The 25,848-nt window shown below is 61.3% G+C and carries 10 protein-coding genes; 3 read left to right on the forward strand and 7 right to left on the reverse strand.

Features of this window, described 5'->3' with window-relative positions; genetic code table 11:
* Window positions 1–31: 31 nt before the first annotated feature.
* The 4 genes from VSP_RS28355 to VSP_RS37795 form a co-directional block, all read right to left on the reverse strand.
* On the reverse strand, window positions 32–550 hold the full coding sequence (locus VSP_RS28355) for a hypothetical protein (protein ID WP_009964986.1): 519 nt from the start codon (window positions 548–550) through the stop codon (window positions 32–34).
* A 67-nt stretch (window positions 551–617) separates the two neighbouring features.
* On the reverse strand, window positions 618–6,359 hold the full coding sequence (locus VSP_RS40600) for an RCC1 domain-containing protein (RefSeq protein ID WP_157211110.1): 5,742 nt from the start codon (window positions 6,357–6,359) through the stop codon (window positions 618–620).
* A gap of 381 nt (window positions 6,360–6,740) precedes the next feature.
* Entirely contained in the window at window positions 6,741–6,956 is a 216-nt protein-coding gene (locus tag VSP_RS28365; RefSeq protein ID WP_198141250.1) for a hypothetical protein, read from the reverse strand.
* Between the two features lie 735 nt (window positions 6,957–7,691).
* Window positions 7,692–8,633 carry an SGNH/GDSL hydrolase family protein gene (locus VSP_RS37795; protein ID WP_009964991.1) on the reverse strand — a complete coding sequence of 314 codons (942 nt, stop codon included), beginning with the start codon at window positions 8,631–8,633 and terminating at the stop codon, window positions 7,692–7,694.
* Window positions 8,634–9,325: 692 nt separating this feature from the next.
* Between VSP_RS37795 and VSP_RS28375 the strand changes: the two genes are divergently transcribed.
* From VSP_RS28375 to VSP_RS28385, 3 genes are all read left to right on the forward strand, one after another.
* A complete protein-coding gene (locus tag VSP_RS28375) occupies window positions 9,326–15,094 on the forward strand; it encodes a fibronectin type III domain-containing protein (RefSeq protein WP_009964992.1) in 5,769 nt (1,922 codons plus the stop codon).
* 72 nt (window positions 15,095–15,166) lie between these two features.
* Window positions 15,167–20,569, forward strand: a complete 5,403-nt coding sequence (locus tag VSP_RS43695) for an RHS repeat-associated core domain-containing protein (protein ID WP_029190830.1) — start codon at window positions 15,167–15,169, stop codon at window positions 20,567–20,569.
* 89 nt (window positions 20,570–20,658) lie between these two features.
* On the forward strand, window positions 20,659–21,126 hold the full coding sequence (locus tag VSP_RS28385; RefSeq protein WP_198141251.1) for a DUF4279 domain-containing protein: 468 nt from the start codon (window positions 20,659–20,661) through the stop codon (window positions 21,124–21,126).
* A gap of 540 nt (window positions 21,127–21,666) precedes the next feature.
* Here VSP_RS28385 and VSP_RS28395 read toward each other — a convergent pair.
* The 3 genes from VSP_RS28395 to VSP_RS43525 form a co-directional block, all read right to left on the reverse strand.
* Entirely contained in the window at window positions 21,667–23,169 is a 1,503-nt protein-coding gene (locus VSP_RS28395) for a bifunctional ADP-dependent NAD(P)H-hydrate dehydratase/NAD(P)H-hydrate epimerase (RefSeq protein ID WP_009964997.1), read from the reverse strand.
* Between the two features lie 767 nt (window positions 23,170–23,936).
* The gene (locus VSP_RS37800) at window positions 23,937–24,506 is read right to left on the reverse strand and encodes an N-acetylmuramoyl-L-alanine amidase family protein (RefSeq protein ID WP_044135063.1); all 570 of its coding nucleotides are present in this window, start codon (window positions 24,504–24,506) and stop codon (window positions 23,937–23,939) included.
* A 241-nt stretch (window positions 24,507–24,747) separates the two neighbouring features.
* Entirely contained in the window at window positions 24,748–25,461 is a 714-nt protein-coding gene (locus tag VSP_RS43525) for a type II secretion system protein (RefSeq protein ID WP_232289519.1), read from the reverse strand.
* Window positions 25,462–25,848 lie beyond the last annotated feature (387 nt).

The raw sequence follows: 25,848 nt of genomic DNA on the forward strand, positions 1-25,848 counted from the left end.
AACCTGAGTGAAAGGGTGTGTCAGCCTCGTCTTACCGGGCCGGGACGGGGTTGGCGGTTTCCGCGGCCTTGCGCACGCGCAGCATCTCCGCCATGGCCTGGTGCCGGGCCTCCAGCCGCATCGGCGCCGTCTGGGGCCCCTCCGCAGGCTGCGGCTGCCTCTGCAGCTTCTGGTCCGTGGCAGACTCCACCGTCAGCAGGCTGCCGTTTTCCCCCGGCGCCTTGGAGAGCGTCAGCCCGCCCTCCCCCGACACCGTAAGTGGCTGCGCTGGAGCCGGCATCGCTGCCGCAGCCGCAGCAGGATTGGCCGCAGGCTCCGGTGCCACCGCCAGCGGGCGCAGATCCTTCGTCTCCGGCAGGGCAGGGTGCTCGATGATCTCGATCCCGTCGGCGGACACCTTCTTCTTCACCGGCGCAGGCGCAGACACCTCGCTCGTGGCCGGCGGCGGCGCCCCCTCCCTGGAGCAGGAGCCCAGCCCCCAGACCGCGGCGCAGAGGAGGCTGAGGGTGAGGAGCGCGCCGGGAGTTCTAGTTGTGCACAACAGTTTCATAAAGGAGGTCCGGTTGGGAGAGTTTCAGGAAAGAATAGAAGCAAAGGTTCGCCACGGAAGGCGGCGGTCAGAGCGTCACCCCGCTGCCGGGAGAGGTGATCTGCACATTCATCTGGCCCACGCTGGGATCATGCGGGTTGCCGTCCAGCTTGTTGGCGATCGAGTCCCCGTCGATGTCGCCGTTCGGATCCAGGTCCCAGGATCCGGGGTTGATCGCGTAGCTCTGGCCGGAGAGCGCCCGTTGGTACTCCTCCAGTGCTGTGTAGCCGTCGCCATCCAGGTCAGAGAGTGAATCCAGCCCGTCCGCAGGGTTCAGCCCATGGGCCAGCTCCCACGTGTCATCGATGCCGTCCTGGTCCGCGTCATTGGAGGCCGTGGCCCCCGTCACATCCACCACCAGGCCCCGCGCCACGGATCCGCCCCGGTCATCGCTCACCGCCAGCGCCAGCACATAGAGCCCGTTGGTCACGCCAGAGAGCGTGTTCTTCGCCTTCAGCACCCCGTCGCCACCGATCTCAAAATGCGTGGCCAGAGGGTTGCTCGTGCCCGGGATGGAGAACGTCAGCGGATCATAGTCCTCATCCAGCCCCACCATGTCCCCCACACGGCGGGACACCGGCACCCCGCCGATCACCTGGCCCGGCCGCGCCGTGATGCCCAGGTAGGAGTAGTAGTGCCCCGGCAGGTTCGTGGTATTACGCAGCCCCGTGCGGACCGCCAGCTCATAGCCCTGCGCCTCCTCCACATACTCGCCAAAGCGGGCCCCCGCCGCGAGCGCACCGTCCGTGATGGTGTCGATCGCAAAGATGTAGTCCTGATCCAGCTCCCCGTTCCACTGCAGCAGCATCACATTGCCCCGGTCCCACGCGCTCATGTTGTCCCCCGCCGTCCAGGACGAGGCCGGCCGCCCCACCGCGATGCGCATCGCGCTGTCGATCGAGACCGAGTAGCCAAAGAGCGAGCTGCCCAGTCCCGCGATCTTCGCCTGCACCGCGGGATAGAGGGCAAACAAGTTCTGGAAGCCCAGGATCTGCCCCGGCTCATTCCACCGGCTCAGATAGACCGCCCCCGTATCCCCCAGCGCATAGAGCGTGCTGCCCACCTGGAAAAGCCCGTCCTCATACGGCGCGCCCACCACATAGTTCCGCCCGCGGAGGGAGACAGAGAAGCCATACTTGCCCCCGGTCTGCGCCCCCAGGCTGTACTCCGTGCGGTGCAGCGCCCACGCACTGCCGTTCCAGTTGTACAGGTGCGCCGCGCCCGCATCCGTGATCGAGCCGCCGCCGTTGGGCTTGTCCTTCCCCGGGGAGCCCACGATCAGGCGCGTGCCATCCACCGACAACGACGCGCCAAACTGGTCCCCCGCCGCCCCGCCACCCGGGGGCGCGATCACGCTGGAGCTGATGCTCAGCCCGTTGAAATCCAGCACATACACCAGCCCCGTGGCCCCGCTGCCCCCGTTCACCGCCCCCGGCGCCCCGATGAAGGCCTTGTTTCCTGAAGCCACAATGCTCGTGCCGAACCCGGACGTCGTGCCCGCCCCGCCCGGAGGCGACAGCGCCCCCTGGTACACCCAGCTGCTCCCGTTGTAGAGATACACCTCCACCTGGTTCAGCGGAGCCGCCCCCGTGGGCGAGGCCGGCGTGGTGCGCCAGAGAAAGACCGTGCCCACAGAGGTGGCGACGAATTCCCCGTCCTGGAACGCCTCCGTGAACTGCCCCGTGCCGATCGTGGTGAAGACCGCATAACTCGGCGCACTCGTGCTGTAGAGCGCCAGCTCATCCGGCACCACGCCCAGCGCATCCGGCGCATGGTTGGCCGTCGGGTAGTTCGAGGTCACACCCGTGGCCGTGGCCGAGTAGGCGGAGCTGCCGGACTCGTTGACCGCCTTGACCCGGTAGTAGTACGTGGTCGCCCCCTTCAGACCCACGCGGTCCTCATAGCTCGTCGTATTGGCCGGCAGCAGCGGGCTCGCCACCACCACGGCAAAGCCGGAGGTCGTGGACCGCTCCACGATGTAGCTCACCTCATTGTTCGCATTGTCCGTCCAGTTCACCAGCATGGCCCGTGCGGCCAGCGCCGTGGCCGTCACCCCCGTCGGCGTCGCCGGCAGCAGCCCCTGCGTGGTCGCCCCCACAAAGGCCGTCTGCGTCTCCCCCCGCACATTCACCGCCGCCACCTTGTACTGGTACGTGGTGGCGGGCACCAGGCCCGTGTCCACATACTGCAGGGCCGCAGGCGCCAGATCGATCTGGAAGCGCTGGTTCGCCCCGGTCGCGTCATACCCTCGCACCCGCACCGCCGTGCGCGTCGCATCCACCGGCAGGGCCCAGCCCAGGCTCGCCTGGTACGGCAGCGTCGCCGCCACCACCAGGGAGGTGGGGGCAGCGGGCACCTTCGGCAGCGTCAGCTCGCTGGAGTAGTCAGAGTACTCCGTGTCCACCCCGTCCGTGTTCACAGCCCGAACCCGGAACACATAATCACTGGCCCCCACCAGGCTCCCCACCGTGGCCGTGGTGGCATTGCCCCCCGTGGTGGCCCCGGTCAGGAAGGCGGGCGCCCCCACCACCTTCCCCTCCACCACATAGCCCGTCTCATTGCCCGCCTGGTCCACCCAGGAGAGCGTCGCCTCCACCGGGCTGGCCGAGACCAGCGTCAACTGCGCAGGCGCAGCCGGCTTGGCAGGCTTCGTACTCGCAGAGACCGCCGCGCTCCGGCCCGTGCCATACAGGCTCACCGTCGCCACGCGGAAAAGGTGCGCCGTCTTCTCCGGCAGGCCAGACACCAGGCAGCTCGTCGCATTCGCCGGCACACTCCCCGCCGCCACCCAGGTGGTGCCGCCGTCCAGAGACTTCTCCATGCGGAAGCTCGTCTCAAAGGGGCACGCGCTCAGCCACGTGAGCTTCACCGCATTCGCATGGCGCTCCGTCACCGTCACACCCGTCGCCACCAGCCCCTGCGCCGTGGCAAAGGCCTGCCCGTCCGTGATGGAGTCATCATCGCTGTCCGTATCCACCGGCGAGCTCCCGTAGAGGTACTCACCCGCCTCCGTCAGCCCGTCCCCGTCCACATCATCCGCCTGGTCATGTGCCAGCGTGCCGTGGTGCGCATGCTCCCACCAGTCCGGCAGGTCATCACCATCGTGATCATACGGCGCCCGGATCACCACCGGGGCTGAGGGCAGGGAGAGCGCCCCCAGCTCATCCTCACCCACCGCCGTTATTTCAAAGTCCCCGTAGGTCCACGGCGTGAACTCCACCGTGTACGGCGCCGTGTCATCCGTCCCCAGCAGCACCCCCTGGTGGTAGAAGTGCACCTTCGCCGCAGGCGCGCTCCCCGTCACCTCCGCCGTGAGGGTCTGCGCCGTGCCCAGCGGCACGATCGTCTCCGTGGGTGGCGACACGATGGCCGCCGTAGGCTCCACGAACTCATAGCCCAGCGCAGGCGAGTTGACAGGCAGGGAGACCGGCACGCCGGTGCCGAACTCACGCAACTGCCCCTGCTCCCCCGCCCCCCAGGACAGCAGGGTGCCATCGATCTTCAGCGCCAGCGTGTGCCCCCGGCCCGCCGCCACCGCCAGCGCATGCGTCACCCCCGGCACCTGCACCGCCGTCAGCCGGTCCGTCACCGTCCCGTCTCCCAGCTGCCCGCTCGCATTCTTGCCCGCCGCCCAGACCGTGCCGTCACTGCGCACCGCCACCGTGTGCTCCTCCCCCACCGCGATCGCCACCACATTCGTCAGCCCGCTCATCTGCACCGCCGTCAGCCGCGTCGTCGTCGTCCCGTCCCCCAGCTGCCCGCTCGCATTCCCGCCAAAGGCCCACACCGTGCCATCACCCTTCAGCACCACCGTATGCCGCCCCCCGGCCGCCACCGCCACCGCCCCCGTCAGGCCCGTCGCCTGCACCGGCGCATATCTTGACGTGGTCGTACCGTCGCCCAGTTGTCCATACGTGTTCCCGCCAAAGGTCCACACCGTGCCATCAGACTTCAGCAGCGCAGAGTGGCCCCGGCCCGCCGCCACCGCCGTGATATCCACCGTCCCGCTCACCTGCGCCGGCGTCGCCCGGGATGACACAAACGTCCCGTCCCCCAGCGTGCCATTGGTGTTGCTGCCAAAGCCCCACACCGTGCCATCCGTCTTCAGCACCAGGGAAAAGTCATACCCCACCGCCACCGCCTTCGCATCGCTCAGCGCCGTCACCTGCACTGGCGTCAGCTGCGAGGCCCCCGCCGTCACGCCCAGCTGCCCCAGGGAGTTCAGCCCGTAAGACCACACCGTGCCGTCCGTCTTCGCCACCACCGTGTGGTTGTACCCCACCCCCACATCCCGCACCCCGCTCAGCCCCGTGGGCTGCACCGGCACAGAGGACGGCAGCACCCCGCCGTTCCCCAGTTGACCGGCATGGTTATACCCAAAACCCAGCACCGCCCCGTTGCCCCGCACCACCCCGGTGTTGTCACCCCCCGCCTTCAGCGTCGCCACCGTCGTCACCCCGCTCACCGGCATCGGCAGCTTCCGGGGTGAGGGCGAGGCCCCGCCCAGCCGCCCCCCCGCAGAGTAGCCCACCCCCCACAGCGTGCCATCAGCCTTCATCAGCACCGAGTGCTCCGCCCCCGCCGCGATCGCCGCCACATCCGTGATCGCCATCTCCACCGGCACCGTACCCGCCGTGAGGCTGCCATCCCCCAGCTGCCCGTAGGTGTTGGCTCCAAAAGCCCACACCGTGCCATCGGCCTTCAGCGCCAGAGAGTGCGCCCCTCCGGCCGCAATCGCCACCACCCCCGTCAGACCCGACACCTGCACCGGCGCATTGCGGGAAGTCGTCGTCCCATCCCCCAGCTGCCCCGCCTCATTCGCACCAAACGCCCACACCGTGCCATCGCTCTTCAGCGCCAGAGAGTGCCGCCCCGCCGCCGCGATCGCCACCACATCCGTCAGCGCAGACACCTGCACCGCCGTCAGACGCATCGTGTTCGTACCATCCCCCAGCTGCCCTTCAAAGTTTGCGCCAAAGGCCCACACCGTGCCATCAGACTTCAGCGCCAGGGAATGCAAGCTGCCCGCCGCCAGATCCACCACATCCGTCAGCCCCGTGGCCTGCACCGGAGACACCCGCCCCGTCGTCGTGCCATCGCCCAGATTCCCCACCCCGTTCTCACCGAAACCCCACACCGTCCCGTCCGTCTTCAGCACCAGCGTGTGCAAGTCCCCCGCCGCAACATCCGCCGTCACCCCAGAGAGCGCCCCCACCTGGGTGGGACTCCACACGCTCACCGACGCGTAGCCCAGCCCCAGCTGGCCAAAGGTATTGAGCCCATACATCCACAGCGTGCCATCACTCCGCACCGCCGCCGTATGCGCCGCCCCCGCCGTCACACAGACCACATCCGTCAGAGACCCCGCCTGCACTGGCAGCGCCGAGCTCCCCGTCAGGGACACGCCCAGCTGCCCCAGCTCCGCCGCGCCCACCCCCCAGACCGTGCCATCCTCCCTGGCCACCACCGTGTGGGCGTGGCCCGCCGCCAGGTTCTTTCCAGTAACCGCCTGCGCCATCCCACCGCCACTCCAGGCCAGGCCCGCCAGCGCCACCAGTGCCGTCGTCAGCGTCGTCCACCCCGTTGACCGCAGGCGCAGCATCCCCCACCCCCGGCCCACGCCCCGCCTCCCGCCGGCCCCCTGCGGCCCGTCCACCCCGGCAGATCCCACGGCATGCACATCCTCCCCGTCAGGCAGACGGCAGGCATGCAGAGCCACCCCACTCGGGCAGCCACCTCTGGGCGTGAAGCATTTCGTTGTAAACTTCATGGTGATTGGCGTGAAAAATCCGCAGACATCCCGGCGCACCTCCGCAGCACAAGGCTCCATGAGGACCCGCCGTCCATCCTTTCAAGTGTGACTCTGGTGATCTCCTGCTCTCGATTCCTTCAATTCCTCCGACTCCGTCATCCTGGCCCCGCAGTCCAGCCGGCCTCCAGCCCCGCCGCCCTACATGCGACTCATTAGCCCTGCAAGCGCAAAAAGTTTATCCATAACCCTTATCTCACATCCAGGCAATCCTGGCGGCAACCCCGGGTCAGACAGGTGCTTTCAGAGAACCCCGCGGTCCCCCTGCCGCGCAGGCTGCCCCACCGGGCACGCCCCGTCCGCACATGCACTTCCCTAGAACCTCAATGCTCGTCTTCATGATCATTCTCCACGGGCACAGCCGCCGTTCACACCGGCACCGCGCAACTTCTTCCAGGATCCGGCAGGTTGCAAAGTTTCCTCGTCCGGATGGGTTAACAGCACAAATCCTTGTCCGCGTCCCACCATCTTGCAATGCATTATTCCATCTTCTCTATAATTTTTTGTCGCACAGATTTCCCCGCTCATTTGGCCGAGCTTCCCATGGATATTTTTCATCCATTCAAACATGAGCATCAGCCCTCTCATCATTGGGAGCCCCGTCCTCAGGAAACCAGGCGAACGTCATTCCATTTTTGCCACATTCATTCATCCTTGCATCTGGAACATGACAACCCCCTGCACCAACCGCCCCCACCCATCCCCCCTGCCTTTCATCCTTAACTTGCAAAATGGAGAACCTCCGCCGCCAAATGTAACCACCACGACACAAACGCGCCCCTCCAGGATTGTTTCCTATATAAGACAGGGTGCCACCGATCACTCCGCGTCCGGGCCCCAGAGCAATTCCATGCCAGCGCCAACCTCCCCAACTGGCCACCCAGCCCCATCCGCAGCCAAAAAAAATCGCGAATTAATCACCCCTCCCGGCGGCTCAGTCCGCCGCAGGAACGGCCCAACCACCACCACAGCACCACCCGTTGTGATTTGAAATGACCGTCGCTGCCATCAGCGCAACCGCTCCCTGGCACCCCGGCATCCTGCGGCAGGCTCAAACCCGCCACACCACACACGCCACCCCCATCCCCCTCAGGTCTTGCGTCTTCCGCATAGCGACTGATGCCTCCGGTTGCTGGAACACCAAACAAATACCCAGACACCTCCCCCAGCGCCCTCCCTCACTCCCTCACTCCACCACTCCACCACTCCACCACTCCACCACTCCACCACTCCACCACTCCACCACTCCACCACTCCACCACTCCACCACTCCCCCCCCCAGATGCCCCCCCCTCACGCCCGGCGGATCTCATCGATCACCGGCCTCGCCACCACGCCGAAGTACTGGCTTGTCGGGTGAAATTCATTGTGCCACCCGTTCGCAGGCACCAGGCCCTTCAGATCCACAAAGCGCACCCGCTCCCCGTGCTTGGCCGCCAGGCCCTTCAGGATGTTCGCCAGATAGGCCAGCATCTCCTGCACAATGTCGTATTGCAGTTTCGCATCATGGATGCCGAGCTGGGACAGAGGCTTGCCCAGCCACTTCCCCTTGCCCGGCTGCGGCACCGCATCGCTGTACCCATGGCAGATGATCTTCGGCTTGGGCGGCAGCGCCAGCACCCGCTTGAAGATCATGTCATACTGCGCCTCGATCCCCTTCATAAAGGCGTAGTAAGCCGCGTTGAAATAATCCTTCGCCGGACGCCCGGCCTGAAAAGGCAGCACAAAGTCCAGCAACCCCCGCCGCGGGCTCTCATCATCCACCAGATCATTCCCGCCCGCGCTGATCAGGAACACCGCGGCCCCCTCCCGCTCAATCGGCGCGTAGAACTCCCCCTCGACCGCCATGTTCTTCAGCACATCCCCGCCCGCGCTGAAGCACAGCACCGCCATGTCCGGCTCCGCCGCCACATAGTCGATGATGTCTTCCAGCACAAACGGGTACTGAAACCACGAGTCCCCCTCCGCCACAATGCGGATCGCCCCCGGGTTCTTCTTGATCTTCCGCCCATAGGCCAGTTGCCGGCGGAAACGGGACAGGCTGTTGGCCGTATTCAGCCCCAGCGCCGACTCCAGCCCCGGCTCTTCCACCACCAGCGCCGGGTTCACCCGCACCCCAGGCGTCATCCCCTGCGTCAGAGACTCATCCTCCACGAAGTACTTCTTCAGCTCCTCGTCCGTCACCGCTTCATCGGCAATCAAGTCCACCAGTTCCTGGGTGTTGATCGTACTCATGGCTCATCAACAGGCATCCGCATTCGTCGTGTGGCCCCGAACTGGCTGGCGCGGAATCCAGGCCCCTTCGGTGTGGTCGAACCCCTTCCGTCGTCTTGACGTCGGAGATTCCCGCCCACTCGGTTTTGCTTTCACTTAAGCGACGGCGCAACTCTAATCGCCTGCCCGGAATTTGCGCAAGCACTTTTCCCATGCGATTCCGTCAGGCCATCACCGCCATGGGACCACCGCGATGAGACAAGCTCCCCCAACGGCCCATCCGCCACCCAGGTGACAGGCACGTCACCTCAAGAGGGCCGAAGACCCGGCGTGATCCCCAGCCTTGGGCAACGCCCAAGGCCGAACCAACCTTAAGGGCTCAATGTTAGCCAAAAGAAAAAACTCAGATTCACACGTGTATCAAAGATAATACCATCACACCCACCAGACAGAAAGCCTGCCCCTACATCGCATAAATGGGAACGTTTTTGTTTTCATCAGTCATCACGATGCTTCGCGGCGCAAAAACCGTCTCAGACTATCCAAACGGTCAGTGCCAACGAGCTTCTCACTCTGTGAGCGACCCCTCAGTATTGAAAGCATTGTCATTACTTCATCCAACTAATAAGCATCCACTAATACCGCGGCTTTGTAGCATTACCGCGACATAAAAACTCGTTGACCTCACCCCCTGCTTCGGGGAGCATTTCACCATGCTTTCTAAAAAGCGGGTTAAGGCAAACCTCCCCAAAAAACTCCTTAGCGTCGCATGTGCCACCTGTTTTGCCCTTGGCGGAACGGTCGCCTTTGCTGACTACGCGTCGTGGCAATCCTCCAGCTTCCCAGGGCAGGCAGGCAACTACGCCGTGATCCACCAGGAAGCAGATCCCGATGCGGATGCTGTAGGCAACTTGTACGAATATGTCTTTGCCACAGACCCCAATGTCTCGGACGCAGCCAGCAGCACCATCACCTACTCCACCGTCTCTGACCATCCGGCCATCACCTTCCGGCGGCTCAAGGGGATGACGGACTACGCCGTGGTCCTCCAAACCTCGCCAGACGCCGTCACCTGGACCACGATCCCACCTCAGGTGGAGGCCACCGTGGACAATGGCACCTACGAGACCCTCACGTGGAGTGACCCCAACATTCTCATGTCCGTGGTCGGCACGCACCACCTGCGCATCGCCGTACTGCCCACAGCAGGAGTGACACTGCAACTCTTTAAACCGCAAAGTTTTCTGGTAAAGTTGACGTCGGGTACATCGGCGGTGTTACAGTGGGAAGACATGAGTCCATCAGAATCCGGTTACGTCGTGGAGCGTCGAACAGGGGAGTCGGGAAGTTGGACACCGCAGGTTACCACACTTGCCAACGCTACTTCTTGGACAGACGGCTCGGTGCCCGCCAGTTCAAATGTCTACTATCGAATCAGGGCTACAAACGTATCAGGATACTACTCTGGGTACACAAACAGATGGGCTCTTACAAATCCCGGTGACAGCGACGGAGACGGAATTGGCGACGCTGCGGAACTCACTGCGGGACTGGACCCCTACAATCTCGCCGATGGGTCAGGCGACCTGGATGGCGATGGCGTCCCGAACCTGTGGGAACAAGCCCTTGGAACATCGATTACCAACGGGGCAGTCCGTCCGGCCGCAAACATCGTTGTGGACCCCACCTTTGCGACTGAAACCACCACCCAGAAAAAGACACTTGCCGCCGCCATAACCGCTGCACCTGGCAACTCTACCACCCCGCCTTTCAGCATCATCGAAGTGCGCGCTGGAGTCTACAAAGAGACGATTGAGCTTCCATCGACCAAGAGAATCCTGCTGCTTGCAGCGACCGGAAATGGCATTGCGCCCGAGATCCGCCCCATCATCGGAAGTGAAGCTGTGAAGATTGAAGGGGGAAGCGTAGTGGACGGGTTCAGAATCGCCAGCTCACCCGATTACAAGGTTCGTGGCGTTAACATATCTGTAAACGACAAGTTTCTTCCCAGAGTTGTAAACTGCATCATAGAAGATCATAAAGCCATCGGAAACGCCGCTGGATTGTTCATGGCCGCAGGGCGGGCAATTGTGGAAAACTGTACGTTCTTGAACAACACCGCAAGTGTGAGCGGCAATGCCATCGGTCAACAAACGGAGGCCGTCGTCGTGGTAAACAACTCAATCCTTTGGAATCCCAACGGCGCAGCACCTCAAGAAGCAAAGGGTGGCGACTACGTCTATGGTGCCGGAAACCTCATCTATGACGGGAGCATCCCTGGTTCTCTGCTGGTTGACCCGCTGTTGGATCAACGCGGGTGGCTCACCCCATCCTCACCTTCACGTAGCGCGGGCCTTCCCATCGCCGGCACCTTCCGCGACATCCATCGGGAGTCCAGAGTTGGCACTTCCGATATCGGCGCCGACCAGTTCATCGACACCGATTTGGACGACCTTCCCGACTGGTGGGAGTTAAAGTACTTCGGCAATTTGACAGCCCCTGCAGGAGGAAACAGCGATAGCGACGGTCTGACAAACCTTCAAGAGTACGCCAACAGCACCAACCCCACCGTGGCGGATACCGATGCAGATGGCGCAAACGACGGAGCCGAAGTCACCGCTGGGACAAATCCGCTGGACTCAGATTCCGATGACGATCTCATGCCGGACGGCTACGAGTTGACCAAAGGCTTGAACCCCCTCGATCCGAGAGATGATCTCGACGACAAGGATGGAGATAGGATCCCGAACTACTACGAGTACGTCAGAGGAACTGATCCCATTTTGGCCGCCAGCATTCCCGCCATGGACTACACCGTCAATCCCGCTGGCGGAGGCACTCATACCACCATCGCTGCAGCAGTAGCTGCCGCGAAATCCGCAGCGGGTGACTGCAAGATCATCCTACTGAAAAAGGCGATCTACTCCTACTCCGGCGGAGTGACCCTCGACGGGAAACGGCTTCTGATTCTGGGAGAGCAAGGCCCCTCCATTCCTGAAATCGTCAGCCAAAGCGCTGATCCCGGTTTTCGTCTGAATGCGAGTGGGATTGTCGTGAATGGGGTGCTTCTACGCAATCAGACTTTTTTAAACGCGGCTCCAGGCGTTTCTGTGGCTCCTCCTGCTGGCACCAGGGTGAAAATGGCAAACTGCATCCTCACAGGCAACTACTCCAACCACGGCGGCGGCGTCTATGTGAGCAGAGGCGACTTGACGATGGACCACTGCACCGTTTTTGGAAATGGTCCGAGGTTCACCGCACCAGTGTACCCAGTTGGTCTGGGTATTTACGTGGGAGTTGACAGCCGCCTAAGTCTCAGAAACTCCATCGTATGGAACCTGAGCAGCATTCCTGGTGCATCGCAAATCGGAACGGCCAGCAGCGGAGCCACCGTCACCACCAGCAACTCCATCATCCTGGGAGGGGAGTTCTCCAGCGCCAGTTCGGATCCGCTCCTCGATCGCTACGGCTGCCTCCGCTCTGGAAGCCCCGCGATCAACCCCGCCGGGGGTGGCATCCTGGATCCCGCAAAAGACATTCATGGAGAAACCCGCAGCACCCCGGCCGACTGGGGGGCTGATGAATACATCGATTCAGACGCCGACGGTCTGCCCGACTCCTGGGAGATGCGCTTCTTCGGCAACCTCGCCTCCAACGGCACCACCAACACCGACGCGGACGGCCTCACCGCCGCCCAGGAGTACACCTTTGGGAGCAATCCTGCCGTGGCGGACACCGATGGTGATGGCCTCAACGACGGCGGCGAGCTCATCGCGGGCACTGACCCGTGGGACACAGACTCCGATGACGACGGCATCACCGACGGCTACGAAGTCTCCAAGGCGCTGAACCCCCTTAACTATCAGGACGCCCTGGAAGACAAGGACGGAGACCGCATCCCCAACCTCTATGAGTTCATCCGCGCCACGGACGCCAACAGCGCCGCCAGCAAGCCCGCTGCGGACTATACCGTGAACCCCGCCGGAGGAGGCACCCACACCACCATCACCGCCGCCATCACGGCAGCCAAGTCGGGCGTGAATGACTGCCGCATCATCCTGGTGAAACCCGGCACCTACACAGAGGCCATGCTGGACCTGAGCGGCAAGCGCATCATGCTCATGGGTGAGCAGGGCGCATCTCCGCCCGTGATTTCCTCAGCCCTCGCCTCCTCCTGCATCACCGCCAAGATCAGCGGCGTGGTCATTGACGGCCTCGTCTTCACCCACAATGTCCTCTACTTCAATGGTTGGAGCGGCATCCATGTCGATGCCCCGGGCTATCACTCCCAAGTGAGGCTCGTCAACTGCGTCGTCCGGGACAACCCGTGCGCCAGCGGCGGCGTCATTCTGGCAGGTGGTGAGGTGCTGGTGGATCACTGCACCGTGGTGAACAACCGGGGCGATGAAACCACCGGCGAAGGCGGCACCGGCCGCGGCTTCTACGTCTCCGATGACAGCTACCTGCGCCTGCGCAATTCCATTGTCTGGAATCCCACATCCAGCCCCTCCGTTCCCCAGATCAACATCATATCCGGTGGTCAGTGCACGGTGACCAATAGCATCGTCCTCGGCGGTGAGCAGGGCGGGACCAATCTGGATCCCCAAGTGGATCGCTTTGGCAACCTCAGACCCACCAGCCCGGCCATCAACCCCGTCGGCGGCGTCACCCTGCCAGTTTCCCTGACAGACATTCACGGTGAAACGAGAACCAATCCGCCCGACCTCGGTGCGGACGAGCACCGCGACTCTGATGCGGACGGCCTGCCAGATGCCTGGGAAACCCGCTTCTTCGGCAACCTCGCCTCCAACGGCACCACCAACACGGACGCAGACGGACTTACCGCAGCGCAAGAGTATGCCTTCGGCAGCAATCCCGCCGTCGCAGACTCCGATGCTGACGGTGCCAATGACGGCGCCGAGTTCACCGCCGGCACCGACCCCTGGGACACCGACACGGATGACGACACCATGTTAGATGGGTATGAAATCTCCAAGGTGCTTAACCCGCTCGACTATCAGGATTCCATGGAGGATCGCGACGGAGACCGCATCCCTAACCTGTATGAGTATTCGCGCGGTACGGATGCCAACAGCGTCGCCAGCAAGCCCACAGTGGACTACACCGTGAATCCTGCCGGCGGTGCGGGGATCTACACCACCATCGGTGCTGCCCTCACGGCCGCCAAGGCCGCCGCTGGTGATTGGAAGATCATCGCCATTAAACCAGGCACCTATACCGAGGGAGCTCTGACACTGACAACCAAGAAAATCCTTCTCTTGGGTGACCAGGGGCTCACTCTCCCCGTCGTCCAGTCCACGGCGGCCAATGATGTGATTGCCATGAACCTGCATGGTTCCGCCATCGACGGCCTGGTCATCAGCCACCTCTACCCCATGACGGGCAGCGGCATCCGGGTGTCCATTCCCACCCCGAACTACCGGACGCTCGTCCGTATCGCCAACTGCTTCATCAGAGGCAACAAGACCCAGTATGGGGCCGGCATCTACCTCAACAACGCAGAGATGGTGGTCGATCACTGCACCATTGTGGACAACACTGAGACGATGGCCGACTCCCTCACCGCGTCAGGCCTGGGACTCTATCTGAATTCCGGATCCATTTCCAGAATCAGAAACTCGATCATCTGGAATCCTCCCTATGACGTCACCAGCAAGCAGATCTACAAGGGCTCCACAGCGACCCTCACCCTCACCAATACCATCGTCAGGGGTGGTGAACAAGGCGGCATCAACCTGGATCCGAAGTTGACTCCTGAAGGCTGGCTTCGCTCCAACAGCCCCGCGATCAACCAACCCGGCGTCACCGCACTGTCCACCTCATCCACTGACATCCAGGGGGAAACTCGAACGTCCATCCCAGACCTGGGTGCTGATGAGTTCGTGGATACCGATACCGATGGCATGGCCGACTGGTGGGAAATCTTCTACTTCACCAACCTGGCGCAAACCGCCACGGGCGATGTGGATCTGCCAGCTCCCGATGGCCTCAAGAACCTCGACGAGTACCTGTGTGGTCTGAACCCGAAGGTGGCTGACACCGATGGCGACGGCCTGTCAGATCTCGCTGAGGCCATCGCCCTGGCCGGGGTACTCTATGACTCCCCCAGTGAGACAGCCGACGATGACGGAGATGGTCTCACCAATGCGCAGGAAGCCCTGCTGGGCACGCAAAACAACGTGACCGACAGCAACGGGGATGGACTGCTCGACGGCTTGTCGTGGAGCTCAGGCATCAATCCTGCCAGCCTCGACTCCGATGGCGACGGCGTCTCCAACCTGGATGAACTGGCCAAAGGCACCAGCCCCCTCTCCGCCGATAGCGACGGCGACGGCGTGGCTGACAACCTGGATGCCTTCCCGCTCGATCCTTCATCCAGCACGCTGCCCACGGTGCCAGGGGACGTAACCTCACCGGTCATCACGCTGATCAAGCCGCCAGGCGCAGTGCTCGTCCCTTGAGTCACTAGTCACTCCGGGCTTCGCCAGAAGCCCCCTTTCATTTTGCAATTCTCTCTCTATCTCGCGACCTCCATGCTTACCCCCAAGTCCATTTTCTTTCGCACCACGTCAGCCATCCTTCTGACGCTTCAGCCCATGATGCTACTCCCGCAAGACGTGGTGCAAAACTGTTGCGGTGGCTCCGATTCGCCTCCACCACCTGAGGTCAAACGATACACAGACCTCCCGGACACCTTCAAGGAAGACTGGGTGCCACCAGCCCCCGTCCTCAGCGCCAGGGACATCACCCTCAACAAAGCCGCCCCGGCCTCCGCCCCCGTTCTCGATCTCCCCCAAGGCAAGGTTCTATCCCAAACAGACATCGCCCAGGCCAAGGTCTTCTCCACCCCCCTGCGCTCCACCCAGCGCAAGCAGGCCGGCGAACTCGAACGCAAGCTCTTCTCCAGCCTCCTCCAGAGCCATGTCGCGGGCAAAAGCTTCCAGGATTTCCAGGCCGCAGGCCGCATCAAGGCTTTCCTCGCCGCCCATCCTGACAGCGGCTATGCCACCTCCCTCCTTCTCGAAGCCGCAGAGATCGAATGGCGTCACGGCTTCTTCATCGACGGCCTCGCCACCCTCCAGCAGGCCTGGGACCAAGGCAAGCAGTTCACCGACATCGACGACCGCCGCCTCGCCGAGATGGCCCTCGGCCGCCTCCTGCAACGCCGCTCCCTCATGGGCCAGAAGGACGAGCTGCGCCCCTTGATTGAAGAGGCCAAGGCCCTACCCCTCGGCGGTTATGCCGCCGATGCCCTCATCCGCGCCCGTGAAGTGCTGTGGTTCCTTGATCACAAAGCTGAGCGCAACGTCTTCTGCGGCTTCACCGCCGCCAATGCCATCTGCGTCCCCCTGGGTGAGCGCCCCATCTTCCCGGATGTGCATGATGACAACGAGAAGGCCATCTTCATCAAAGACGGCCTCTCCGCCTTCGAGCTCAAAGCCCACAGCCATGAGGTGGGCGGCACGCTCAAGGTCATCAAGCGCACCAGCGGTCGCACCATCATCGCCCCCTCCGTCATCCACTTCAAGTTCAACCACTACTCCGCCCTCACCGAGACGCTCGAGGGCAAGTACCGTCTCACCGATGAGCACCTCTTCTATGACAGCTGGGTGCCGCCCCAGGCCCTGGAGCAGCAGATGAGCGGCTATTTCCTGGTGCCCGCCGCCACCGCCCTGCCCGCCGGGTATGTGGATGTGGCCGATGACGAGGCCAAGACCGTCTTCGGCCGCCACTGCGTCCACGCCACCGACCCCGAGGGGCCCATGCCCAAGTGCAAGACCTGCCCCCCGCAGGCCCCCGTCCCCATGGCCACCTACAGCTTCAATGCCATGAACCCGGGCCTGTTCGTCACCGACACCCCCGTGGTCCACACGCCCCCCTATGGCCCCGCCGTCAACTTCACGGTCACCTATGACCAGCGCAGCACCGTCATCGGCGACCTTCAGGTCACCGGCAACCTCGGCCCTCGCTGGACCCACTCCTACCAGGAGGGTGTGACCCTCTCCGGCACCGGCACCCCCAACACCCAGGTCAAGTGGGTCCAGGGTGACGGCAGTTATTTCCAGTACACCTACAACACCTCCACCTCCTCCTACGCCCAGAAGTACAAGGAGCGCCCCCAGCTCTCCTACCTCACCGCCGGCCTCGGTGGACCGGGCTACCAGCTCACCTTCTCCGACGGCTCCAAAAAGCTCTTCAAACAGGCCGATGCCGTCACCCCCACCAAGTACCTCCTCACTCAGATCATCGACAAGGTCGGCAACACCCTCACCCTCCAGTATGACGGCTCCCTGCGCCTGACCACTCTTCTTGATGCACTCGGCCAGGCCACCACGATCAGCTACACGCCGGATGTGGGCGACAACGTCAGCGGTGACACCACGAAGATCCGCAAGGTCACCGATCCGTTCTCCCGCTTCGCCAAGTTCAAGTACACCGCCACCGGCCAGCTCGAAAGGATCATCGATCCCATCGGCATCACCTCCCAGTTCAGCTATGGCACCGGGGACTTCATCAACCGTGTCACCACCCCCTACGGTCCCACGGAGTTCAGCCACGGGGAGATGCCCGGCATCAACAGCGAGACCGGCCGTTGGATTGAATCCAAGGACGCTGCCGGGGATCGCGAACGAGTGGAGCGCAATGACCTCGCCCTGCCAGACAACTACGTGGCCAGCCCGCAGGCCCCCAGTAGTGTCAATGTCAACGGGACCAACGTCCCCTTCCTGCCCAAGAACGACAACCTCTTTTACCGCAACACCTTCCACTGGAACCGCCAGCAGATGAAGAACTGGCCGGGAGACTACAGCAAGTGCCTCATCTACAACTGGCTGACCAGCACCAGTGACACCATCACCGGCGTGATCGGCAGCATCAAGCAACCGCTGGAGGGACGCATCTGGTTCAACTATCCCAACCAGACCTCCTCGCACGCCGTGGGCGACGTGAGCGCTCCATCTAAAACGGTCCGCGCGGTGGAGAGCACCACCGGTACGACATTGTGGAGCATGAACCAAGCCAGCTACAATGACCTGGGCTTAGTCACCGGAACTGTTGATCCCATGGGCCGTGAGCTGAAGTACGAATACTACCCCAACAAACAAGACCTTCAGTATGTGAAGGTGAAGAATGGTGCCACTTGGGAGACTCTATTGACAATCTCCCAGTACAAGTTGGTAAGCGGACAGTCCGTTCATCTTCCTGAGATCCTGACCGACTCGTCCGGACTTCAGAGCCAGTGCGCCTACAATGACAAAGGACAGATCACTCAGGTCACTGTTTCAAAGGGTGCCAATTCCGAGACAACAAAGTACATCTATGACGCCAACCTGGATGGAAGCGCTGATGCCTATGGCTATTTGATCCGGGTGGAGCACACTTCCCCTTCCAATCCGCTGGCGTTTGTCACGCTACAGAATTGGACGTACGACGCAGCAAAAAGAGCCCGCACACTCACCAACTCGCAAGGCTACGCTCTGACTTACGACTATGACAATCTTGATCGCGTCACATTTGTCACCCACCCTGACTCCACCACCGAGCAAGTCGTCTACACAGATGGGGCGAAACAGACCTTGAGCGTATGGGCCAGCAAAGATCGCGCCGGACGATGGACGCGCATGCGGTACGACCAGCATCGACAATTGCTCATGGAATTAGATCCATTGTTGCGACTGACGCAGTACGAGTGGTGCAAATGCGGCAATCTGAGCAAGCTTGTCGACGCCATGGGCAAGATCACAACATGGAAGCGCGATGGTCAGGGCCGGGTGACTGAGAAGCTACTATCAGACGGGAATAAGTACCTTTATACCTACGAGCCATTGAGTGGTCGCCCCTCTACAACAGCCTATCCGATGGATGTACTGAACGCAGCAACCACTTTCAATCTGCGCTATCATCTGGACGGCAGCATTCAGAAAAAAGACTACACCAGTCCTTCAATGTTCGATGTGATGTTCGGGGCCAAGGATTATCTGGGCCGCGGCACTTCCATGACCGACCAGTTTGGACCAACCAACTATGCTTATGTGCCACTTGCTGGGTCATTGAATGGCAGCGGCCAACTGGCGACCATAAATGGTCCATGGGCAGACGATACGTCGCGCTACAGCTATGAATGGAAGGGCCGTCGCAGCAAGACGGAAATTCTGGCGGACGATGGCGTGACTGTAACTCGTTCCGAGGAGGCGTGGCTTGATAGCCTGGGCCGGGTTGCCCAACTGACAAACAGTCTGGGCACCTTCGCGAACACCTACACTAACGGTAACCTGACCACCCTGCCCGATCAAGCGGATCTACCAGGCGGATTCAACACGATCTACAGCCTGTATGCCGCTAACGCTGGAGCCAACGCGCTCGGCCTGCAAACTATTCATCATCGACAGGGATCCAACACGGTGCAAAAGCACGACTATACATATGACCTTATGGGCAATTTGGCGACTTGGAATCGCACGAATGCGGCTGCCAACGTTTCCTCCTGGACACTGAGACATGATCAAGCCGACCAACTCAACGAACTAGAGGAAAATCTCGATGGTGTGCCTCAAAAGAAAGAGGCTTGGCACTACGATCCTTCAGGCAACATTACCTCTGTAGTTTCCCTTCCCCCTAGCGCGGTAGGAACCATCCAGACGAGGTCAATTGCTGGTCGCAATCAAATCACGAATGTGGGCGGACCAGGCTCGGCGACAGTTGAGGGCACCACAAACGAGCCTGGAACAATCAAAGTTAACGGAAGTCCGTCAGCGGTTGCAAAACTGGGACCGTCAGGACCATGGAGATTTAGGAAGGAGGTCAATCTAAGCGCAGGAAGCAATTCAATTTCCGTTGAGGCCACAGATGCAAACAATAACGTCAAGACAAACAATTATACTGTTACCGTGTCGGCTGGGCCAGATCAACAGTGTGCTTACGATGCTAACGGGAATATGATAGAGCAGCTTGATGGAGGAGGAACGGTGACCCAAAAATTTGAGTGGGATGCCGAGAATCAGCTTTTAGCCATGCAAAGCGCCTCATCGCCTGCCGCCGGAGTCAAGCGTACGGAATTCAGTTATGATGGCTTTGGGCGTCGGGTTCGTCAGGTAGAAAAGCTACACAACGGTGCCAGTTGGGCAGTGCTGAGTCAGTGGAATTACATTTGGAATGGTCTCGAACTAGCTCAGAAGCGCGATTCAACAAGTGCCACAGTCCTAGTCACCTACTTCACCTCCGGCGAGAAGGCGGGAGCGGACGCTTTAGTATACTTGAGTGACCACCTGGGAAGCGTGAGAAGGTGGTACAGGGTGAGTGACGGGGTTGTAGGTGGGGCGGATTTCAGTGCCTATGGGGAACGCACTCTGTCCTTCAGCGGTCCTGGAGAGGCGGAGCGCGGTTACACTGGTCACTTAACACATAGCTCCAGCGGCCTTCTGATAGCTCCTTATCGCGCATATGACCCCAAATACGCAAGATGGTTAAGCGAAGATCCAATTGGAGAGACCGGCGGCATCAACCTGTATCAATACGTCAGCAATAGCCCAGCCCGATACGTTGACGATTCGGGTTTGTTAGTGGCGGCACCTGTAGTGGCTGCCGAGGGGGTTATAATTATAGGTATTGGTGTCCTAATTCTGATACCCTTGCTCCGAGAATTACAGAAACATGCCCCGTCATTTCCATCTCCGCGATTTTATCCCTCGGAGTCCGAGCAGAAGGAGGAAGAACCGTGCCCTCCCGCTGAGCGAAACCCCGCTGAAGACAGGCTGCTGGATGATAAAGAAGCAAAGAGAGAAGCAAAGAGACACGGATTCAAAGGCCCCCATGAACTTAAGGATTCAGTTGGCGGTGTGCCCAATGGTCATTTTGATATTTACAAAGGCAGAGATGGCAATCTCTATGTAAAACCGAAAGGTGGAATCGGGCCGGGAGAAAGGGTGTATCCAAACTGATACTTTCCATTCCACCTTCACCCACGGTCTGGGGCAGCCATGTGCAAGTTGACAGCGTTACAGAGCACGCCTAACAAACTGGACAGCCAGTGCAAACACATTTCAACTTCAGGCGCCCCTTGCCAAAGCAGGGGGCGTTGCTGGAAATTCTCAAGAAAATGAGTGTTTTTCAAGCCAAACTCACAATCGTAAGTGCCACGCTCACGCCCGCTCAAATCACCAAAGAATTGGCGCAGGCGGCCACCTTCTCCAAAGCAATTGGCGACCCAAAACCAGGCAACAATTCTGTCCATGAAAAGTCACTTTGGATTTTGCACTTTGGGGAGGAGAGGGAAGAGGCGCTTCAGTTACTTCAAGAGAGATTCCTTCACTTTGTTGGTTTAAACAAAGGTGTACTTTCCCAGTTGGCGACAACACCCGACACGGCAATCTACCTCACTATCATCGCCGCCTACAGTGGTTTCCACATGGGACTTGTTCTGACTACAGAGGAAATTGCCCTTCTAGCAGAAGCGAGGGTGGCCCTGGACTTCAATGTCTCAGTTGAAGACGATTGACCTGAGCACTCCGCCCCTCCTTCATCACCCCCGACGTACATGTTTACGCATCCAAATTCACCGGAACCTCATCAAGGGCGGTAAAGGCAGCCTTCTATAGGGGACCGAAGTGGATTCGTATTTTGTATTGGTGTTCTTGGGGCGCTGTTTGCAGCAGCATGCTGATTCCCCTCATTTCCTCGATTTGGTCCAAGTTAAGGGAGTAGGCTCAGGCAGAGTTCAATCATTGTACTGTTGACGACGATGCAGTTGCTTTTGTTTATCTTGTTCGGCTGCAGCAACTTTGCCGCCGGGGTGTTTTGGTTGCTCATGCGGCTGAGCCTCATTCGCAAGCATCCATCGATGGGGTGCATTCCAAGGACCTGGAGCGAGACCTTTCAAACCGTGTCTGAGGCCACACCCTCACACAGGCGCGGCTTCTACCTCTTCCTCATGTTGTCCCTGTCGATCTGGGCAGTCTTCATGCTCTTTCTCACATGAGATCCGGATTCCACTTCCACTACAAAGGCAACTTCTCAGGAGCCCTGGGTTAACCTCCTTTCACGCTGTTCTCACCTCCCCAAACGCACTCGCCAGATGCAGCAACACATCGCTGGCCACCAGGGTCTCCTCTGACGCCGCACCCGTCGCAATCGCCACCTCGGCCGCGCGGCCTGACAGCCAAGACCCCAGACAAGCGGCGTCATACACCGTTATCCCCTGCCCGATCAACGCGGCGCTGAGACCGGTGAGGACATCGCCCATGCCGCCGCTGGCCATGCCGGGTGTGCCGGTGGCGTTGTAGGCGGTGGGATGACCTTGGGTGGCGATGACGGTGCGAGAGCCTTTGAGCAGGAGGGTGGTTGCAGGAAACTTTTCCACAAACTCCCGGGCGGTCTGGGCGCGGCTCTGCGGTGACCAGCCGGGAAGGGCTTCGACGAGGCGGGCCATCTCGCCGGGATGAGGAGTCAACAGACTGGGCGCGCGACGTTCATGCAGCACGGCCAGTCCGGTGCGCGCCAGCATGTTGAGCGCATCCGCATCCAGCACCACGGGACACGGGGCCAGACGGATGACGTCCAGCACCTCGGCCTCATTGGCATGCCCCAGGCCCGGGCCAATGCCCAGGCAGTCGTGCCTCTGCTCCAGCACCTCGTGGTAGTCCACCACGCACTTGACCATCACTTCTGCCGGGGCTTTGACCGCGATCAGGGGATACACGTCCTCCTTTACATAGAGCGTCACCAGTCCCGCCCCGCCGCGCAGGGCCCCTTCCGCCGCGAGGATGGCTGCGCCGAGATAGCCACGCGAACCCGCGATCAAGCCCACGCGACCCGCCTGCCCTTTGTGGAAGTCAAACGACCGCCGTGGCAAGCGCGGCAGCAACGTGGCTGCCGTGAGCACCTCTTGGCTGAGATCGCCCTTGGCATCTTCCAACTCACGCAGCGGCACCACGGCCAGTCTTCCCACATGCCCAACGGCGGCATCGGCCAGCAAAGGTGTCTTCACGTGAGCGATGGTCACCGTCAGATCTGCCTGCACCGTTGGCTCCTCCGGCACGCCCGTCTCCGGATTGAGCCCGGAGGGCAGATCCAGCGCCACGGTGAAGGCGTGGCGGCGCTGGCGCAGCTCGTTCATGGCGCGCACCGCACCGGCCAGCGGCTCGCGCAGAGGCCCGCGTGCGGCCCCGATGCCCACCAGGCCATCGATCAGCACCACGCGCCCTTGCAGCCGGGCGATCGCCTCCACCGACTGACACACCGGCACCACCTCCTCCAGCTCCGCCCAATGCTGGGCCGGGAGCGGCTTGAAGTCCTCCACAGGGTACGCGCACCACGCCATCACCTGCCAGCCCGCTTGCAAGAGATGCTTGGCCGCCACCAAGGCGTCGCCCGCGTTGTTCCCCTTCCCCAGGAACAGCACCGCCATGCCGCCGTTAGGGTGGAACTGCTGGATCACCTCCGCGATGCCGAGGCCCGCCTCATCCATGAGGTCTGAAGCCTGCACACCCCGGGCAAAGGCGGCGGACTCAGCCTCCTGCATCTGCTGACAAGTGAGAATCATGGGGAAAGGGGAGTTGAGATGTGCCGCAAGCGGCACGTTGAGACGCGTTGCTGGTTGAGACGCTTCGCTGGTTTAGGCTGAAGCACTGCACCGATCAGTTATATACCAAAAGGGCTCCTTCTGCGACCCCTTCGGGGTCGGTCCGACTTTCCTGTCCACCGGAGGTGTCAGTCGCTCCGCTCCCTCAACCTCCGGCTACCTTCTGTGATGCCTTCGGCATACCCCGCTACGCGGGAGACACAAGACTTGAAGACGCAAGACGCAAGACGCAAGACGCAAGACGCAAGACCTGAGTTCAGGGGAAGGAGATTGCGGGCAGAGAGTGCCAACCCGCTGCACGCCGCTCAGGGTTGGAGTAACACCTTGACGCACTGAGCCGTCATGGGACTTGCGAGGAGTGATTCCGCTTAAAAGCGGTACTCCAACCCTGCTGCGGAGCGGGGGTGCAGGATTGGCTGAGCCAGTCGGGGAGCACCATGGCGGCCTAATGGGAGCGGCGTCGCAAGCAAGGCAACCTTCCCTGTCGCCCGCGGGGTTGGAGTTCCGCGTTTACGCGGTCAGGGTGTCATGTCCCAAGGCGCTGCTCCGTCAGGTGCCTGGGCATCCCACTCCCAGCCCCCTCAGGCTGAAGCCCGTACTCCGTACAACTTCAGCCCCAACACCTTGACGCACTGCCCACTGACGTACTGACGCACTGGACTCCAAAGCCCCTGACGCATCCCATCAAACCACGCTCCGACCGCGCTCCCATTTCCTAAAACCCAGCGCTACTTCGCTTGTTTAAACGCCATGATGCCCTTTACCACGCCCACGGCGATGCGCTCGCGGTACAGACCGGTCATCATCCCGGCGCGTTCGGCCGAGTTGCTCACGAAGCCGCACTCCACAAGCACAGCGGGATTCTTCGTGGTGGCCCGGATGACGTGGAAGTTCGCATGCTTGACCCCGCGATTCTGCAGGCGGGTCTCCTGGATGAGATAAGCCTGGATGTACCCGGCCAGCATGTAGCTGCGGTCGTGGCAGTAGAAGGTCTCCAGGCCGTGGCCCGAGCCAGACTTGTTGTAGTTGTAATGGATGCTGACGAAGATGGCGTTGCCATCCCGGTTCCCGATCGCAGAACGCCCCCCCAAGGGAATGAAGACATCCGTGCTCCGGGTCATGACCACCTTGTAGCCCTGCTTGCGCAGGAGTTGCTCTACCCGGCGTGCCGTATCCAGCGCCAGGTGCTTTTCAAAAACGTATCCGATGGAGGCTCCGCGGTCATGCCCGCCGTGCCCGGGATCAATGATCACCGTGTCGAACGCCTGGGCGGCGTTGCCCGTCACGAGAAAAAACATGGCGCACAGGCCCGCGAACCATCCCCGGGTCCCCGACACTTTGGTCCGTGGGAGGGTCTTCAAAGTGCTGAACGTAGGGAAGCGAAACATGCGGCTTGAACTCGACTGGTGAGGGATTTCACACAGGGGGTGGGCGGCCCCCTCCTTAGATCGTAACCTCCGCCCTAGCAACATCAAAAAAAAGCCGCAGACCCGAAGGTCTGCGGCCAGAGGAAGGGTCGAAGATCAGCAGAAGCCTGGCTTATTCCGGACCCACGGTGTTATAGGCACCTTCAGCGCCGTCGGCACCAGCAAAACGAGCGAACAGATTGTCAGCGCCGCCCTTGAGCTTGGAGGCAGCGTTCTTGTCTTCCAGCTGCTGGAGGGCCACGCTGGAATCGTTCTGGCCGATGATCACCTTGCCACCGGACCAGGAACGGCCAGGAGCGTTGGTGCCAGCCAGCTGGGGATTCCAGCTAGGGTCCCAAGCAGCGCTCACCGGGTTTTCATACACCAGCGGAAGGCTGCCGGAAGCGGAGTCTGAAGCGCCCGTGGTGAAAGCCCAGTGGTTTTCATTTGTCTGCACGGCCTGATCGCCGTTGGTACCCACTTTACCGTCCGGGTTGCCATAGCGGCTCACCGGGCAGCCAAAGATCATCTCGTTATCGAGGATCTGCTCCTCGAACAACACGCGAAACACGCCGTTGGCCGTGCTAGTATCTCCCGTGCCACCAGTCCCACCCGTCCCACCGCTTCCCGAACTGACTGCAATATCAGGGTAGTTGCCGCTGTGATCGGAGGAGTAGATGCGCAGCGCCGTGATGATCTGGCGGGCGTTGCTGATCCCCTTCGTGATGTTACCACGTTCCTGGATTCGGCCGAAGGTCGGCACCGCCAGGCTCGCCAGAATGGCGATGATGGTGATCACGACCAGCAACTCGATCAGGGTGAAGCCTTTTTTCAGGCCTTTTCTCATCTGTGTTTTCATTTTTATTCGTTATGTATGTTATCCGTTATGTACTGCAGGAGACTCCCTTGGTTATTTATTAGAGGGAATTTCCAAAGCAATTAGACCAAAATTGATGTGAGCTGCCTAGATATTTGTTTATGGCCATTTGACCCCGGGATTCCGAACCTAACCCACTCCAAACCAAATGCTTAGGTGGGGTCGGGGGTAGATGGGAGCGGCTGTCCAGTGCGTCAGTGCGTCAGTGCGTCAGTGGGCAGTGGGCAGTGCGTCAAGGTGTTGGGGGCGAGGTTGTACGGAGTACAGGCTTCAGCCTGCGGGGCGGGAGTTGGCGCTTTCGGTGGGAGATCCCAAGAGGCTCACCAGCGGGAAACACGCCTCCCATGCCGAGTGCCA

It is taken from the genome of Verrucomicrobium spinosum DSM 4136 = JCM 18804 (assembly GCF_000172155.1).
Lineage (GTDB): Bacteria > Verrucomicrobiota > Verrucomicrobiia > Verrucomicrobiales > Verrucomicrobiaceae > Verrucomicrobium > Verrucomicrobium spinosum.

Coding starts and splice junctions, on each gene's coding strand:
- VSP_RS28355 (WP_009964986.1), bottom strand. CDS start 550: ATGAAACTGTTGTGCACAACTAGAACTCCCGGCGCGCTCCTCACCCTC.
- VSP_RS40600 (WP_157211110.1), bottom strand. CDS start 6,359: ATGAAGTTTACAACGAAATGCTTCACGCCCAGAGGTGGCTGCCCGAGT.
- VSP_RS28365 (WP_198141250.1), bottom strand. CDS start 6,956: ATGAAAAATATCCATGGGAAGCTCGGCCAAATGAGCGGGGAAATCTGT.
- VSP_RS37795 (WP_009964991.1), bottom strand. CDS start 8,633: ATGAGTACGATCAACACCCAGGAACTGGTGGACTTGATTGCCGATGAA.
- VSP_RS28375 (WP_009964992.1), top strand. CDS start 9,326: ATGCTTTCTAAAAAGCGGGTTAAGGCAAACCTCCCCAAAAAACTCCTT.
- VSP_RS43695 (WP_029190830.1), top strand. CDS start 15,167: ATGCTTACCCCCAAGTCCATTTTCTTTCGCACCACGTCAGCCATCCTT.
- VSP_RS28395 (WP_009964997.1), bottom strand. CDS start 23,169: ATGATTCTCACTTGTCAGCAGATGCAGGAGGCTGAGTCCGCCGCCTTT.
- VSP_RS37800 (WP_044135063.1), bottom strand. CDS start 24,506: ATGTTTTTTCTCGTGACGGGCAACGCCGCCCAGGCGTTCGACACGGTG.
- VSP_RS43525 (WP_232289519.1), bottom strand. CDS start 25,461: ATGAGAAAAGGCCTGAAAAAAGGCTTCACCCTGATCGAGTTGCTGGTC.